At 37.9% G+C, this 15,264-nt stretch carries 19 protein-coding genes; 8 read left to right on the forward strand and 11 right to left on the reverse strand.

Features of this window, described 5'->3' with window-relative positions; all coding sequences use genetic code 11:
* Positions 1 to 114 precede the first annotated feature (114 nt).
* Together AC1M9I_RS11675 and dnaJ are read left to right on the forward strand one after the other, a co-directional pair.
* On the forward strand, positions 115 to 492 hold the full coding sequence (locus AC1M9I_RS11675) for a hypothetical protein (RefSeq protein ID WP_035268802.1): 378 nt from the start codon (positions 115 to 117) through the stop codon (positions 490 to 492).
* A gap of 94 nt (positions 493 to 586) precedes the next feature.
* On the forward strand, positions 587 to 1,702 hold the full coding sequence (dnaJ, locus tag AC1M9I_RS11680; protein WP_481593769.1) for a molecular chaperone DnaJ: 1,116 nt from the start codon (positions 587 to 589) through the stop codon (positions 1,700 to 1,702).
* Between the two features lie 247 nt (positions 1,703 to 1,949).
* On the opposite strand, the gene AC1M9I_RS11685 is transcribed toward dnaJ, so the two are convergent.
* From AC1M9I_RS11685 to ubiG, 3 genes are read right to left on the reverse strand one after another with little or no spacing between them, the layout of a single operon-like run.
* A complete protein-coding gene (locus AC1M9I_RS11685; RefSeq protein WP_035268812.1) occupies positions 1,950 to 2,696 on the reverse strand; it encodes a YciK family oxidoreductase in 747 nt (248 codons plus the stop codon).
* 24 nt (positions 2,697 to 2,720) lie between these two features.
* Positions 2,721 to 3,407, reverse strand: a complete 687-nt coding sequence (locus AC1M9I_RS11690) for an HAD family hydrolase (protein ID WP_035268813.1) — start codon at positions 3,405 to 3,407, stop codon at positions 2,721 to 2,723.
* Positions 3,404 to 4,120 (reverse strand): bifunctional 2-polyprenyl-6-hydroxyphenol methylase/3-demethylubiquinol 3-O-methyltransferase UbiG, encoded by a 717-nt coding sequence (gene ubiG, locus AC1M9I_RS11695; RefSeq protein ID WP_481611065.1) that lies wholly within the window; start codon positions 4,118 to 4,120, stop codon positions 3,404 to 3,406. The genes AC1M9I_RS11690 and ubiG overlap by 4 nt, the downstream gene beginning before the upstream one ends.
* Before the next feature lie 182 nt (positions 4,121 to 4,302).
* Here ubiG and AC1M9I_RS11700 point away from each other — a divergent pair, with 182 nt between their 5' ends.
* Positions 4,303 to 4,920: a thiol:disulfide interchange protein DsbA/DsbL gene (locus AC1M9I_RS11700; RefSeq protein WP_092767991.1), complete on the forward strand. Its 618-nt coding sequence runs from the start codon at positions 4,303 to 4,305 to the stop codon at positions 4,918 to 4,920.
* A gap of 27 nt (positions 4,921 to 4,947) precedes the next feature.
* Here the strand turns inward: AC1M9I_RS11700 and AC1M9I_RS11705 are convergent, their stop codons facing one another.
* Positions 4,948 to 5,592 carry a TetR family transcriptional regulator gene (locus AC1M9I_RS11705; RefSeq protein WP_092767989.1) on the reverse strand — a complete coding sequence of 215 codons (645 nt, stop codon included), beginning with the start codon at positions 5,590 to 5,592 and terminating at the stop codon, positions 4,948 to 4,950.
* 176 nt (positions 5,593 to 5,768) lie between these two features.
* Between AC1M9I_RS11705 and AC1M9I_RS11710 the strand changes: the two genes are divergently transcribed.
* Positions 5,769 to 6,791 carry a flavin reductase family protein gene (locus AC1M9I_RS11710; protein WP_092767987.1) on the forward strand — a complete coding sequence of 341 codons (1,023 nt, stop codon included), beginning with the start codon at positions 5,769 to 5,771 and terminating at the stop codon, positions 6,789 to 6,791.
* 33 nt (positions 6,792 to 6,824) lie between these two features.
* On the forward strand, positions 6,825 to 7,967 hold the full coding sequence (locus AC1M9I_RS11715; RefSeq protein ID WP_092767985.1) for a fatty acid desaturase family protein: 1,143 nt from the start codon (positions 6,825 to 6,827) through the stop codon (positions 7,965 to 7,967).
* Positions 7,968 to 8,097: 130 nt separating this feature from the next.
* On the opposite strand, the gene AC1M9I_RS11720 is transcribed toward AC1M9I_RS11715, so the two are convergent.
* From AC1M9I_RS11720 to AC1M9I_RS11750, 7 genes are all read right to left on the reverse strand, one after another.
* The gene (locus tag AC1M9I_RS11720) at positions 8,098 to 8,601 is read right to left on the reverse strand and encodes a hypothetical protein (RefSeq protein ID WP_035268821.1); all 504 of its coding nucleotides are present in this window, start codon (positions 8,599 to 8,601) and stop codon (positions 8,098 to 8,100) included.
* On the reverse strand, positions 8,601 to 8,732 hold the full coding sequence (locus tag AC1M9I_RS11725) for a hypothetical protein (RefSeq protein WP_265733109.1): 132 nt from the start codon (positions 8,730 to 8,732) through the stop codon (positions 8,601 to 8,603). Before AC1M9I_RS11725 ends, AC1M9I_RS11720 begins: the two co-directional genes overlap by 1 nt.
* Positions 8,733 to 8,859: 127 nt before the next feature.
* Positions 8,860 to 9,207, reverse strand: a complete 348-nt coding sequence (locus AC1M9I_RS11730) for a hypothetical protein (RefSeq protein ID WP_481589398.1) — start codon at positions 9,205 to 9,207, stop codon at positions 8,860 to 8,862.
* Between the two features lie 335 nt (positions 9,208 to 9,542).
* Positions 9,543 to 10,031 carry an NF045616 family extracytoplasmic (lipo)protein gene (locus AC1M9I_RS11735; RefSeq protein ID WP_179999982.1) on the reverse strand — a complete coding sequence of 163 codons (489 nt, stop codon included), beginning with the start codon at positions 10,029 to 10,031 and terminating at the stop codon, positions 9,543 to 9,545.
* Positions 10,028 to 10,606 carry a zinc protease gene (locus tag AC1M9I_RS11740; RefSeq protein WP_481611066.1) on the reverse strand — a complete coding sequence of 193 codons (579 nt, stop codon included), beginning with the start codon at positions 10,604 to 10,606 and terminating at the stop codon, positions 10,028 to 10,030. The genes AC1M9I_RS11735 and AC1M9I_RS11740 overlap by 4 nt, the downstream gene beginning before the upstream one ends.
* A 108-nt stretch (positions 10,607 to 10,714) precedes the next feature.
* On the reverse strand, positions 10,715 to 11,242 hold the full coding sequence (locus AC1M9I_RS11745; protein WP_481589396.1) for a PAAR domain-containing protein: 528 nt from the start codon (positions 11,240 to 11,242) through the stop codon (positions 10,715 to 10,717).
* A complete protein-coding gene (locus AC1M9I_RS11750) occupies positions 11,235 to 11,666 on the reverse strand; it encodes a PAAR domain-containing protein (protein WP_481611067.1) in 432 nt (143 codons plus the stop codon). The genes AC1M9I_RS11745 and AC1M9I_RS11750 overlap by 8 nt, the downstream gene beginning before the upstream one ends.
* A 287-nt stretch (positions 11,667 to 11,953) precedes the next feature.
* On the opposite strand from AC1M9I_RS11750, the gene rph reads away from it, so the two are divergent.
* The 3 genes from rph to AC1M9I_RS11765 all read left to right on the forward strand — a co-directional run bounded on the left by rph (position 11,954) and on the right by AC1M9I_RS11765 (position 15,210).
* Entirely contained in the window at positions 11,954 to 12,670 is a 717-nt protein-coding gene (gene rph / locus AC1M9I_RS11755) for a ribonuclease PH (protein WP_481611068.1), read from the forward strand.
* A gap of 146 nt (positions 12,671 to 12,816) precedes the next feature.
* Complete coding sequence (locus AC1M9I_RS11760) at positions 12,817 to 12,948, forward strand: hypothetical protein (protein ID WP_481611069.1); 132 nt, start codon at positions 12,817 to 12,819, stop codon at positions 12,946 to 12,948.
* Between the two features lie 30 nt (positions 12,949 to 12,978).
* On the forward strand, positions 12,979 to 15,210 hold the full coding sequence (locus tag AC1M9I_RS11765; RefSeq protein ID WP_481611070.1) for a phosphocholine-specific phospholipase C: 2,232 nt from the start codon (positions 12,979 to 12,981) through the stop codon (positions 15,208 to 15,210).
* The last annotated feature ends 54 nt before the right edge of the window (positions 15,211 to 15,264 follow it).

Below are 15,264 nucleotides of genomic sequence, written 5' to 3' on the forward strand. Positions count from 1 at the left end.
GAACCATTGAAAAATTCAATATAGTAGTCCCTAGTTTTTAACACAAAATAACACAGTGGGCTGAGTACATAAAAAAACTGAATGTGCACTCGGTTGAGGTATAAAAAAGCATCCATGGGGCGAGACAATTTAACAAGACATCGTCGATTAATTACGATGTCTTATGTATTCATGTTTCTTGCATTGTTCACTGGTATCAGTGCTGCAATCGCCTATTTTTTAGCGCAAAAAGTGGCTCAAGCGCAAGACGCTGAAGTCTGGATCCATGCTCAAGCGTTATGGATTGCACGAAATGTTGTGCTATTCATGATGATGGCTGCATTTGCTGCTCTTTGGTTTATTCCTGCCTGCTTTATCTATTGGGATAGTGTGTTATGGGTAAAAGGGTGTACGGTGATTGGTGTCATTTTTACCACAATTGCATGGCTATTTCTCCTAAATGCATGGCTTAAAGGCTTAGTTAAATATCTCCAGAAAAAAGCCGCTTTTTAAAATAATGATTTAATTTACTTGTAATCTCGGAATATGACCCCAACATATTCCGCAGAGCAGTCATATCAAATTTTTTTGTGGAGCATCGCCAGACATGGCTAAACGTGATTATTATGAGGTTTTAGGGCTTTCTAAAACAGCTAGTGATGATGAAATTAAAAAAGCCTACCGTAAGTTGGCGATGAAATATCATCCAGACCGTAACCCTGATAATGCTGAAGCAGAAGAAAAATTCAAAGAAGCTGCTGAAGCGTATGAAGTTTTATCTGATAGTGAAAAACGCAGCATGTATGACCGCATGGGACATAATGCATTTGAAGGCGGCTTCGGTGGCGGCGGCGGTGGTTTCGGTGGCGGTTTTAGCGCTGAAGACATTTTTAGTCAGTTTGGCGACATTTTCGGTGGTGCGTTTGGTGGTGGCGGTCGCCAACAGCGTCAAAGACGTGGTTCAGACCTACGTTATGTGCTTGAGCTCAGCTTAGAAGAAGCTGTACGTGGCGTAAAGAAAACAATCACTTTTACTGCGCCAGCACCATGTGAAGTGTGTGATGGTAAAGGTTCTAAAAACCCGAATGATGTTGAAACCTGTAAAACTTGTCACGGGGCTGGCCAAGTCCGTATGCAACAAGGTTTCTTCTCAGTTCAGCAAACGTGTAGCACTTGTCGCGGACAAGGTAAGATTATTAAAAATCCTTGTGGCACTTGTCATGGTTCAGGTGTTAAAGATCGTCAACAGACACTTGAAGTTACCATTCCTGCAGGCGTGGATAATGGCGATCGCGTTCGTTTAACTGGAAAAGGTGAAGCGATTCGTGATGGTCAATCAGGTGATCTATACGTAGAAGTTAATGTTCGTGAACATGAAATCTTCCAACGTGATGGCGCGGACTTGTATATGGATGTGCCGATTAGTATCGCTGATGCTGCATTGGGTAAAGAAATTGAGATTCCAACCCTTGATGGTCGTGTGAACTTGAAAGTACCTGAGGGAACACAAACAGGTAAAATGTTCCGTCTACGTGGCAAGGGTGTAAAACCAGTACGCACAAGTATGCAAGGTGATTTACTTTGCCGTATCGTGATTGAAACACCAGTCAACTTAACTGCACGTCAACGTGAACTTTTAAAAGAGTTACAAGAATCTTTAGATGGTGCGGACAGTAAATCTTCACCTAAAAAGAAATCATTCTTCGATCGTTTATTTGACTGATCAGAATGAAATAAAAACCCGACATTATTGTCGGGTTTTTTATTGAGTGATATAAGTTTCAGATATTTAAAGCTAGATAAGTGATACTACCATTAGACAATTTCTTAGTTTATGGGTGTATTCAAGAATTGTTGTAATTCATCTGGTTAAGCCTTTAAGGCCGGAAGTTGAATTTTTAATAGGTTTTATTGGAACTATAATTAAAAAAAGAGGATCTGACGATCCTCATCATGTAATTTTGAAAAAACTAATCCTGAGCATCAATACTCTGACCATTCATACCTATACTGTCTTCGCCCATTAAATATAAATAAGCTGGCATGATTTGTTCAGGCGTTGCCAATACTTTCGGATCTTCATCAGGATATGCTTTAGCACGCATAGCTGTTCGTGTTGCACCAGGATTAATGCAGTTATAACGGATATTTGGATAGACATTTTCTTTTGCAAAAATTTGACTGACCGCTTCAATGGCAATTTTTGAAACTGAGTATGCGCCCCATTTCGCACGTGCTTCACGACCGACACCTGAGCTTGCAAAAACAACAGAGGCATTTTGAGATTTTTCTAATAATGGAAGTAAATGTTGAGTAAGAACAAAAGGTGCTCTTAAATTTACAGCCATTACATCATCCCACACTTCAGCAGGGTAGTGGGCCAATTCAACGCGCTCACCTAAAATCCCAGCATTGTGCAAAATCCCATCTAAACGACCAAATTGTTGGTCAAGCGTTTCCACAAGACGTTCGTAATCATATGCTGTTGCAGTAGAAAGTTGCAGTGGCAAAATTGCAGGTTGAGGAGCACCTAAACTTTCAATTTCGTCATAGATCACTTCTAACTTGTTCAGCGTTCTACCATGAAGAACGACGGTCGCACCATGTAAAGCATAGCTCAACGCTGCTGCGCGTCCAATGCCATCACCTGCACCCGTAATTAAAATTACTTTATCTTTCAATAAATCTGGGCGAGGTTGATATTCTGAATATTTCATGTGCGACCTCCTTCATTGTTCTAATTAAGCTGTTTTTTGGTGAGATTCGATCAATTCGATTAAGTGTTGATGTAATTCTTGTACATCATTCACTATACAATCTGCCTGCCAAGAATCTAAGTCATCTTTGTGTTCTAATGGTAAATATCCGTAAGCAGCCAAAATCGTGTACATATTTGCGCTTCGACCTGCATCAATATCACGTGGATGATCACCAACATAAATGCATTGTTCAGCTGGAACATTAATTTGTTGAGCAGCGAGATACATCGGTTCTGGGTCAGGTTTAGTGTGCTTAACATCTTCTGGGCATACGAGAACGGCACAACGTTCAGTTAAGTTTAAGGCTTGAAGTAGTGCCTCACTCAGCCAACGAGGTTTGTTTGTCACAATTCCCCATGGAATATCGCGTTGTTCCAAGTCCTCAATTAAAGGATACATCCCTGCAAAAAGGTCTGTATCCACAGCAATATCAGCACCATAGATATCTAGAAAGCGCTGACGATGTGCAAGGAAAATAGGATCATCAACCTGTAATTCAGGATAAACCAATTTCACCATCGCCCGAGCCCCCTCGGAGACCTGAGTTCGGATCAGGGCTGCATCTACGATCTCTCGACCTTCTTCACGACACATTGCTTGAATAATACGAATAAAATCCGCAGCAGTATCAATTAAAGTTCCATCTAGGTCGAAAAGTACGGCCTTCATTCATTCACCTCATTATGCGTGTAAACCATATAGTTCACATCAACATTTGGGGCTAACCAATAATGTTTAGTTAATGGATTGTAATGTAAGCCTGTCATATCTTTAAGTTTTAAACCTGCATTACGAATATCATGCGCTAATTCAGAAGGTTTAATAAATTTATGATAGTCATGAGTTCCTTTTTTCAAAAGACGTAATACATACTCTGCACCGATAATCGCAAATAAATATGATTTTGGATTACGGTTAATCGTGGAGAAGAACACATGACCGTGTGGTTTCACCAGTTTTTGGCATGCTTGAATGATTGATGCTGGATCTGGTACGTGTTCCAACATCTCCATACAAGTTACGACATCGTATTGACCAGCTTGTTCTTCAGCCAATTGCTCAACTGGAATTTGACGATATTCGATATTGGTGACATTTTCTTGTTCTGCATGCAGACGTGCGACATTTAATGGTGCTGCGCCCATATCGATACCGAGGACATCGGCACCACGGCGTGCCATACTTTCAGCCAAAATGCCGCCGCCACAGCCCACATCTAGTACTTTCTTGCCACTAAGACCACCTGCATGTTCATCAATCCAATTCAATCGTAGTGGATTGATTTGATGGAGAGGGCGAAACTCAGAGTGTTGATCCCACCATACCGCAGCAAGTGCTTCAAATTTAGCAATTTCTTGTGGGTCAACATTCAGTTGAGTCATTACAGCCACCTTAGCAAAGTTCGTTTTAATGGGTAGAATCTATATCAGATCTTAGTGTATCGCTAATTCCAAAAAAAGCGATAAATCTTGTAAAAAAGTTCACATAATCAAAACGATTTTCTCATATTTGTTTTATAGTGAAACCATATGCTAATCAGAATGATTTAGAGGATAAAAACTTAATGAAAAAGGTGGTTTTTAGTGGCGTTGCCGCTGCGGTGCTGATGGCACTTTCAACTGGTGCAATGGCGAACTTTGTTGAAGGCAAAGATTATACGGTCGTGCAAAACCCTGGAAAGGTTGATGTCGCTGGTAAATTGGAAGTACGTGAATTCTTTTGGTATGGCTGTGGTCATTGCTTTACTTTAGAGCCTCATATGCAATCTTGGTTACGTAAAATTCCAAAAGATGTGAATTTTGTCCGTACACCTGCTGCAATGAACAAAGTATGGGAACAGAATGCACGTGGTTACTACATTTCTGAAGCACTTGGTGTTCGTAAACGTACCCATTTGCCTTTATTCCACGCGATCCATGACAAAGGTCAGCAGATTTTTGACCAAAAATCACAAGCACAATTCTTTACGAAGTATGGTATCCCAGAAGCGAAATTCAATAGTTTATATAATTCTTTCGCAATTACTGCCAAAGTCTCTCAAGCGAATAAATTAGCGCAGCAATATCAATTGACGGGTGTGCCAGCTGTTGTAGTAAATGGGAAATATGTCGTACAAGGTGATAATGGCCGCGTGTTACAAGTGGTCGATTATCTATTGGATAAAGAGCGTAAAGCTAAATAATAGAAAACCCGCATTGAGCGGGTTTTTTTATGCCTCAGTAGTATTCCAATTCAAAATCCCTTTAAAGATTAATCGTATTTGGGTAATGGACTGTTTTTTGAGTACCAGTTTTTGTAATTCAAGCTCCATACCTGAATATTGACGGCCCAAGCTAATCCAAGACATTGCCCATGTGAAACATAAATTAATTAAAATATTCGACAACATTTTTAGGTCACCAGCATGATGAAAATTTTGTACGATTTCGAATTTTTGTAGGTCATTGGCCAAATCAGAATTTAGAAACTCAATTTCACGAGCAATCGCACGTCTTACCACTTCAGAACCCCCCCAGCGCTCTGCGATCATAAAAATCCAAGGTTGGGTATTTAAATCGATGGCTTCAAAAAAAAGTTCCATGCTGGTTTCGGCTTTCGCATCAGGGTGGGCCAAACCTTGACCGAGCTGATGAAGTACGGTTTTCAAATATAACGCGACTTGATCCACCAACTCTTGGCCTAATTCATCCATATCTTGAAAATGTCGATAAAAGGCTGTTGGCACCAAACCAACCTCACGTGCAACTTCACGCAGACTAATACTGCTAAATGAACGGCCAGATGTGCTTAAGCGCAAAGCGGCATCCAGTAAAGCCTGACGACTTTGTTGTTTACGTTCATCGCGTATAGACATCTTAAAACCTGAGAAGTGAAGTCGAGATGAGTCTATCAAAAAAATATAAAAATTAAACGACGAATGTCAGTGAACATGTGTTGACTCAATTTCAAAATCAATATAGTGTACACATGTTCACTATTAGAACACTTGTTCACTCAATTAAATTGAAATACAAAAGAGGAACGTTTGAAATGAGTAGTTATCTGTCATATCGTCCTGAATGGATTCGAGAAGATTTCGTCGATTTTATCGCTGAAAAAATACATCCCACTTTGGCTTGGAAAAAAGTCAAAGCATCGCTCGTGAGTCGTCAGGCACTTAGTCACGATTTCTATGAGATTCATTTATGTCCAAATCACAATTTCGATTTTCAACAGATTGAGGCAGGGCAAAGTGTTTTAGTGACAGTTGTAATTGCAGGCGTGCGTCTACAACGTAGTTATTCGATTGTGGAAATTTCTGCGACAGGTAATCTGGTGATTGCTGTCCGAGCTCAAGGAGTAGTGTCGAATTGTTTAAGCCAATTGGCGATAGGTTCTGTTGTGGAAATTTCTCAAGCGCAAGGTGAATTTACGCTTGAGCCGACTCAACAGCCAATTGTGTTATTGGCGTCGGGGAGTGGCATTACCGCCATTTATGCATTGCTTACGAAGGCTTTAAACACATTATCTGTACCTATCTATTTGATTTATTTCTGTCGAGATGACGCGTTCCACGTGAAACTACAACAGCTCGCTTCAAAACATGATCATTTTAATTATCACTATTTTAATACACGCCAACATAAACAATATCTGACATTGGCGTTGTTAGAGCAGTTAATGCCAAGTTTTAGGCAAGCACAGATTTATGCATGCGGTGCAACTTCGATGATGCAAGCTGTAAATCAAATTTGTCATGAAGAGGGGATCAGCAATCAGCTCAAACAAGAGTTTTTTCAAATCCGTGTAGATGAAGAAATTGAAAAACAATCTGTCACGTTTATCCGCAGTCAGAAATCGTTTGAAGCTCAAAAAAGTTTGTTGGTGAGTGCTGAAGAGGCTGGATTAAGACCCGCTCATGGATGCCGAATGGGTATTTGTAATGCATGTGTCTGTAACAAAGTGAGTGGCGCTACTAAAAATATGCTCACAGGTGAAATTGAACATGAGCCAAATCGACAAATTAAATTATGTATTAGTCAGGCAGTAAGCCCTGTTGTGATTAATTTGTAATTTAACGGTATCGTATAAGACTGGAGAAAAATAATGAATATGTCACTTAATACAACATGGCAATCAAAATCTAAACATCTGACCGCTGAGCAAATTGAAGCATTTGGACAACGCGTTGAGCAGATCCGACTCAGTATTATGAATGATTTGGGTGAACAAGATGCCAAATATATTTATAAGATTCGTAACTTTGTTCGCTATAGCGAGATTGGCTCACGTGCATTGCTGATGTTTGGTGGTTGGATTCCACCTGTTTGGTTGGTAGGTACAGGATTACTGGGCGTGTCCAAAATTGTTGAAAATATGGAGCTTGGACATAATGTGATGCATGGTCAATTTGACTGGTTGAATGATCCTAGTTTAAACGGTGCGACATATGACTGGGACACCATCTCAACAGGCGATGACTGGAAATATACCCATAACTATGTACATCACACCTATACCAATATTGTGGGTATGGATCATGATGTGGGTTATGGTCTACTTCGTGTTTCAGCATCTCAACCGTGGGAACCAAGATTTTTGTTTAATATTCCATTAGCAATTCAATTGATGGTGTTTTTTGAATGGTATGTCGGTGTTCAAAACCTACACTTGGAAGACGCGCTTGTTTATAAAACCAAATCTTGGAAACAAGTGTGGAAAGATGCTGAAAAATTAAGAAAAAAAGTACGACGTCAGGTGGTGAAAGATTATGTCTTTTTCCCGATTATCGCTGGTCCAAATGCGCTTCCTGTCTTCGTAGGCAATGCAGTTGCAAATGTGATTAGAAGTTTATGGTCATCTGCAGTGATTTTTAATGGTCATTTTACTGAAGATACAGAAACATTTGAGATGGATAACACCGAAAATGAAACGCGAGCAGAATGGTATTTACGTCAAATTCGAGGTTCAAGTAACTTTACCGGAACATCATGGCTGCATATTTTGAGTGGTAATTTGAGTCATCAAATCGAGCATCATTTATTCCCTGATATGCCTGCAAATCGCTATGCAGAAGCTGCGCCAAAAATTAAAGCGTTATGTGAGGAATATGGCATTCACTATAATGAAGCAAACTTTATGAAACAATTCTGGAGCGTTTGGGTTCGTTTAGCTAAATGTTCTTTACCAAATGATAAAACAGCTAAAATTTCTCAATCTATAAGAAAATTAAGAGGAATATTTGCTTGAGTACCACTATTTAGTTTAATTCATTAAAGACGTGAAGCATTAATTAAAATTTTAAGCATGGAACGTGAAGAATCAAAAAAAGCCCAATTGGTGATAATTGGGCTTTTAATTACGCATAAGGTAAAATATATTAATTTAACTTTAAACATTGAGATCCATTAATTAAATCTGGATCATTTTTTAAAAGATTTAAATATTCACTTTGCAACACAAAAGTTTTATTCAAAGTTGCATCATATCGTTTTGCTAATTCTTTTCTTTCCAAATGATTCTGATATTTTTTCAAAAATTTATTAATAATACACATTGAATCAATAGCATCCCCCGATATTAACCTGTAACTTGTAATGTCTTTCTTATAGTCTAACCCCCCCATATCATAAGTATTAAAAAGTGATTCAATTTCACTCAAAGCATATAAATATAAGTGATCGTTAACTTCCGAAGGGTTTTCTGAATTTTTATATGCAGCTCTATAAACAAAGCTTGCACTTTCTAAACTACTTGAAATAGCCATAATTTTTGTTTGTACTATTTGTTTATCTAACTCGTCTTCATCAATTGTATTTTTTTTAGCATTAGAGCAAGAAGAAAGAAGCAGAGAGCAAATTAATAGAGAGAAGATCTTTTTCATTAATACGTTCCATCAAATTTTTCAAATTCTTCTTTTCTAGGAGTTCTGTAGCCTTCTGAAACAGCAAAACTATGAGCTTGTTTATTCCATCTTTTTCCAAAAATCATCGTATACAATCTTTCACTAATCATAAAAGGACCACCATTTTTTAGAATTTATCCGACTTTACCGACATATTCTGCTTTTGAAAACATACCATAGCCAGTTGGCGTAAGCTGAATGATTAGAGATCCTTTCTGATTAAAGATATAATAAAATTTATTTTATATCACGACAGTCATCCTGAATTTTTTCATTACCATATATCTTATTTAGTTTTTCTTTCCACTTTAACTGTTTTGTCTCAATCCACGAGTAAATATCACTGTAATCAATTTCTTTAGGAAGATTTTTCTTATATTCTAGTAGAAAGTTTCGCATCCAACACATCTGATTGACCTCAGCAATACTCATTTGCTCTTCAATTTCATATTTATCACCCGATGTCTTTTCAAAACCTTTTATGACTGCTACCTTTTGGATAGTTGATTGTAATAACGCTTGCGTAATAGGCGTTAAATCAGAATTTATAGCATTTTTATATACTAAATAATCTAGATATATCATGCTTCTAGCGCCTATATTTGCATTTTTGATATCATCCTGCTAATTAGCTGAATTTGTACATCCAGAAATTAAACTTACAAAAAATATAAGACTATAATTTTTTAAATTTTTCATACATAACATTTTTAGGATCACCAGGATATACTCTCTGTTCTTTCATAATATCAACCATCTTTGGATGGAAATCTTGATTAAAGACGTTGATAAACATTTTTCTGTTAATTGTTAGCGGTCCAGCATTTTTATTTATTAAAAACATATCACGAGTCGTTTCAATCACATTGATTGAAACTATACTTTCAACTAAGCTAAATATCATTTAAAAAACAAGCCTATCAGAAACTTGAAAAATTAAAAAAATTTTTAATTTTTTTAATAATTTTTTTTAATTCTACGGAAAGGCTAAAAGGGTTGGCATATTCAGATTTTTGACATTGTAATTGGCTACCCAACTTGTGAATTGATATATTTTTTTGATCATGAAGATTGATGCAAAAATCAGTAGCGTATGTTTTATCCATATCAAGAATTAGAGAATAGGGCCCTGATTCTTTAATATCTTTTAATGAAAATAGTAGGCAATTCTCTTCGTAAATAGGAGGAGTTTTAAGTTTTTCAATAACGACCTCTGAAACAGATCTTGCATTATAACCAGGGATACCTAGAGTTATGAGCGCTATGTGATCATCGCGTAACTTGGAATTAGGATTGTTAGTATAAATACATAAAGAGTTTTGTTTTTTTGTCAAATACAGTGGTTCATGTAATTGATGAGCTAAAACATTCGTTGAAAAAAGTAAAATAAAAAAGCTTAATTTGTTCATGCTTTATCTACCAATTGCGATTGTGGTAAATGCTTTTTATCATAAGGATTTAATAGGAATTCTCGTAAAATTCTTTCTACGTAACCTAATAATTTAATACTTTGAATATGATGTCTTCTCTTAGGTACTTTATTTTGCATATAAACAGCATCATGCCAAAATTCAATAATGCGACCTTGTTGCTCTAGGTTAAATTCATTAAATTTTCGGTCTGTATGTTTACCAGCTAAATCAGTAAAGTATGCGGTATAATCATCTCCATAATCAGGGCTGACGTTACTGCATATATACCCTCCTTGTCTAAAAAGCATTGCAGCTTGTCCAATATGTCTAACTCCTCCTCCTAATTGATATTGCCAAATATGAGTCATTTCATGAATAAAGTGATGTTCTGCCGAATAATCATTTTTACAATTGCTGAAATCAGGAAATTTATCAAATAAACTGCTAGTTAAGTTAATAGCGCCCATAGGGGAAAAAGTATTGCCTGTTAATCCTGGAACACTCCATGTTGAACTTCTTTTAATAATAACTTTCGTATAATCTATCGAATCTTTAAAGATTTTTTTACACATCTCAATTTCGCCTGTAGTTAAAAGGCGTCTATGTTTTATCGCAACTTGACTAGTCCTAACTTGAGTTTTTTTGCACTTAGATGTGTATTATGGCTATGAATAACATTTTTAGTGTTCATGCTTATGATCCTCATCACATAAGATATTTATAGTTATTTTTGAGGGTTCTGTATCTTCAATAATTTCTGTATATCCATGTTCATCTGTTATACCTTCAATTTTTTTAGTTGGTGTAATAATTTCATAAAGTACGTTGCTCAAAGGACTATTATCTAGATCATCGATAATTTGAAACTTATGAGCATAGTTAGATGTTTTATGAGTAAATGTTGATAAATTATTAGCTATATTTGATCCAGATATAGCTCCACCATTCTCCCCAACAACATGAACTTGTTTAGGCATTAAAGTAGCACCACACGTGAACTTATCACCGACATAAGCGACTGCTTTACCATCAAAAATCACATGGTCATTGCTTTTAATCAAAGTGGACCAGGTTTTACATTTTGGACAAGCAAAACCATCTCCCGCACGAAGAAATAGGTTTCCCATTTGAGAACTTCGCGATTGAGTGGATAACACTGTTCCACCATGACTTGTTGTAGAACCATGTATGCCAAAACCTTTAGACACTCTTTGATCCTCCAATCATCGAAATCATGAAATCTTTGGGTAAAGCGGCATCATGATACAAACTTAAGACATGAGCTGTTATTGGACTATCGATAATTTCATCACCATTTTCTAATAGTGAGCCAATAAGTGCTGCGGATCGATTATGAATAGTGATGGCACTACCAGCACCAGAGATAATTTTTGCTGTTGAACCATCAGTGTATATCGCTTCATCGCCTACTAAAGCTAAAGAAATACCTTTGACCTTATAGGTATCAGTAGATGCTCTTACTAAACCACCTTTTTTCGTTTTAGAACCATTAAATGCAGCATAAAATTTGGTATACGCCTTATTACTCCAATAGAGTTGCTCTGCTTGGTGAATCTTTTGAATATCATCTTGGGAAAGCTTTTTTAGCTGCTCTTCTGGCAGTTCATGCAAAAAATAGGGCTAGTCATGCTAGATCCAATTATTCTAATTTAATAAAGAATAACAAAATACAGAATGAAGAAAAATTTCAAAATGTAATCGCACATTATCAAGAATAGTGATCATTATACATATGGGCGTTATACGACGTCTGATCATTTTTTATGTCAACTCAGTTCAAACCAATGTATGTTTTTAAATGAAACTGCAATTTTAAAACACGGACTTATAACAAAGTTAGATGCCATCAATCTGCTATAATGTGCCCAATCTTTTTTAAGTAAAAATTAGGACGTATTATGCGTATTGACCAGCGTGCATTAGACCAGTTACGTGACGTTAAAATTACTCGAAACTATACACGTTATGCAGAAGGTTCAGTTTTAGTTGAATTTGGTCATACCAAAGTTCTTTGTACTGCCAGTGTTGATAATTCAGTACCGCGCTTCTTGAAAGGAAAAGGCCAAGGTTGGGTGACTGCTGAATATGGCATGTTGCCACGTTCAACCCATACACGCAGTGACCGTGAGGCAGCTCGTGGTAAACAAAGTGGACGTACTCAAGAAATTCAACGCTTAATCGGTCGTAGCTTACGTGCTATGGTGGATTTGAAGAAATTGGGTGAAAACACGATTACAATCGACTGTGATGTTATTCAAGCCGATGGTGGTACACGTACAGCGTCTATTACAGGTGCTGCGGTAGCCTTGATTGATGCTATGAATTCATTACTTGAGAAAAAGAAAATCAAACAAGATCCACTCAAAGGTTTGGTGGCTGCAATTTCTGTTGGTATTTATCAAGACGAAGTACTACTCGACTTATGTTATGAAGAAGATTCAAACTGCCAAACAGACTTGAATGTGGTGATGACTCAGGCGGGTGAGTTTATTGAAATTCAAGGTACTGCAGAAGATAAACCGTTCACGCGTTCGCAATGTAACGCAATGCTTGAAATGGCTGAGAAAGGCATTCAAGAGTTAATTCAAAAGCAACAACAAGCACTAGGCTGGTAATTCGCATCTGATTGCATGCGTTGATTGTAAAAAAGCACCTTGATAGAGGTGCTTTTTTTATTTCATAGATTTGCAATTGAAGCTTCATTGCAGCGTCACGAAAAAAGCGTATCACTGAGTTCGCATAAAACGAGAAGGATAACTACATGCGAGCTTATTTTTTTATACTCATCTTTACACCAAATATTTTGTTAACAGCTTGTGGAGGAGATGATGATCACCAACCATCTAAACCGCAACTTTCAGATCCAAGCTGTGAAATCCACTGTGCTCCATAACCATAACAAGAATAAAAACAGGATAAATGTATGAACCGTCGTGACTTTATTTTAAATTCGACCAAGACATTATTGGGCGCATCTGCATTAGCGAGTTTTCCGCTGAGTATTCAAAAAGCTTTAGCAATTGATGCAAAAGTGGAAACTGGCACTATTCAAGATGTGAAACATGTGGTGATTTTGACTCAAGAAAATCGTTCTTTTGATAACTATTTTGGAACATTCAAAGGAGTACGTGGTTTTGGTGATCGATTCACCATTCCATTGAGTGGCAAAAGAGCGGTGTGGGAACAGTATGATGCCAACAAAAATAAAATTTTGCCTTATCACCTAGACAGTTCATTGGGCAATGCTCAACGTGTTTCGGGCACACCTCATTCATGGAAGGATGGTCAAGCCGCTTGGGATTGTGGGCGTATGGGTAATTGGGTGGAACATAAACAACCTCAATCCATGGGTTATTTTAAGAAACAAGAGCTCGAGTTCCAGTTTGCGCTGGCGGAAGCATTTACTTTATGTGATGCCTATCATTGTGCCATGCACGCGGGAACTAATCCTAATCGTAAATTTATTTGGACGGGGACCAATGGGCCAACTGCTGCAGGTGTCGCGAGTGTAGTCAATGAGTTTGATAGTATTGGCTCATCAATGATCGGTTACGACTGGACCACGTATCCTGAACGATTACAGCAGGCTGGGATTAGTTGGAAGGTTTATCAAAATATGCCCGATAATTTTACGGATAATCCTTTGTCGGGATTTAAGCAATATCGCAAAGCCAATGAATTATCTGGTAAGCCAGTTAGCCATGCCAATATTTTGTCGCCTGAATATGATGAGCGTATTGATCAACGACAACCTCTCTATAAGGGGATTGCCAATACGATGCCTAAGGACGGCGGTTTATTAGGACAATTTAAACAAGATATCTTAGACGGTAAATTGCCACAGGTGAGCTGGGTGGTCGCACCGGCAGCGTATAGTGAACATCCGGGACCATCAAGTCCTGTTCAAGGCGCGTGGTACATTCAAGAACTGTTAAACACTTTAACGGCAGATCCAGAGTTATGGAGTCAGACGGTTTTACTGGTCAATTTTGATGAAAATGATGGTTTCTTTGATCATGTACCATCGCCATCTGCACCATCAAGAGAAATCAATGAAGCAGGTGATATCGTTAAAGTTCATGGTAAAACCACGTTATCAGAACAAGAGATATCATATGAATATTTCAATCACCCACCTGTATCAGGTTCGATAGCACAGCCTGAATTAAAATTTAAAAATGGTAAGAATGAAAACTTCTGGCATGGTGTGTATGGTCCAGGAGTACGTGTTCCAATGTATATCATTTCACCATGGAGTCGTGGGGGATGGGTCAACTCTCAGGTATTTGATCATACTTCAATTATTCAATTTCTCGAGCAACGTTTTGGCGTGCAAGAGCCTAATATTAGCCCTTATCGTAGAGCGGTCTGTGGTGACCTTACGTCGGCGTTTGACTTTAAGACACCTAACTTTAATATTCTGCCAACACTCAATGGGCAAAGAACAAAACAAGAAGCTGACAATACGCGTCATTCGCAAGAGCAACTGAGCAAGGTTCCAGTCCCAGCAAATCAACAATTTCCTGTGCAAGAATCTGGAATACGTCATTCTCGAGCATTACCTTATTTATTACATACCAGCGCGCGCGTACAGGTTGCAACCCGAAACATACAATTGATTTTCGCAAATGGTGGAGAACAAGGTGCGGTTTTCCATGTCTATGACAAACTAGATTTAAATGCCATTCCTCGACGTTTTATGGTGGAGGCAGGGAAACAGCTGGAGGATGTTTGGGAGCTAGTAGATGATCAATATGATCTTTGGGTACTTGGACCAAATGGTTATCATCGAGCATTTAAAGGAAATCTTCACCATCAAATTGAAAGAGATCATTTGCCGGAAATTCGAATTTGCTATGAAGCCTGTCAACCTAAAATAATTTTAAAAATACGGCATGATGGGGCTGAAACTGTGGAGATGATGGTCAAGGACAATGCGTACTACAATCAAAAAGTGTGGACTGTCAAAACTCAATCGAATGAGGCTGAACTTCATCTCGATTTAACGGAGTCTTGGGGATGGTATGATTTTAATGTGGTAATCGCCCAACAGCAGGGAGAGCAGGCTTATGAACGTCGATTTGCTGGACGTATTGAAACAGGGCAGCATACATGTACCGATCCTATGATGGGATTATTGCAACCTAAACCTTAAACATGAAGTAAAAAAAGCCGTGAATATTCACGGCTTTTTTCAGAATTGAAAAAT

The sequence above is a fragment of the Acinetobacter sp. ANC_7553 genome, from assembly GCF_056779895.1.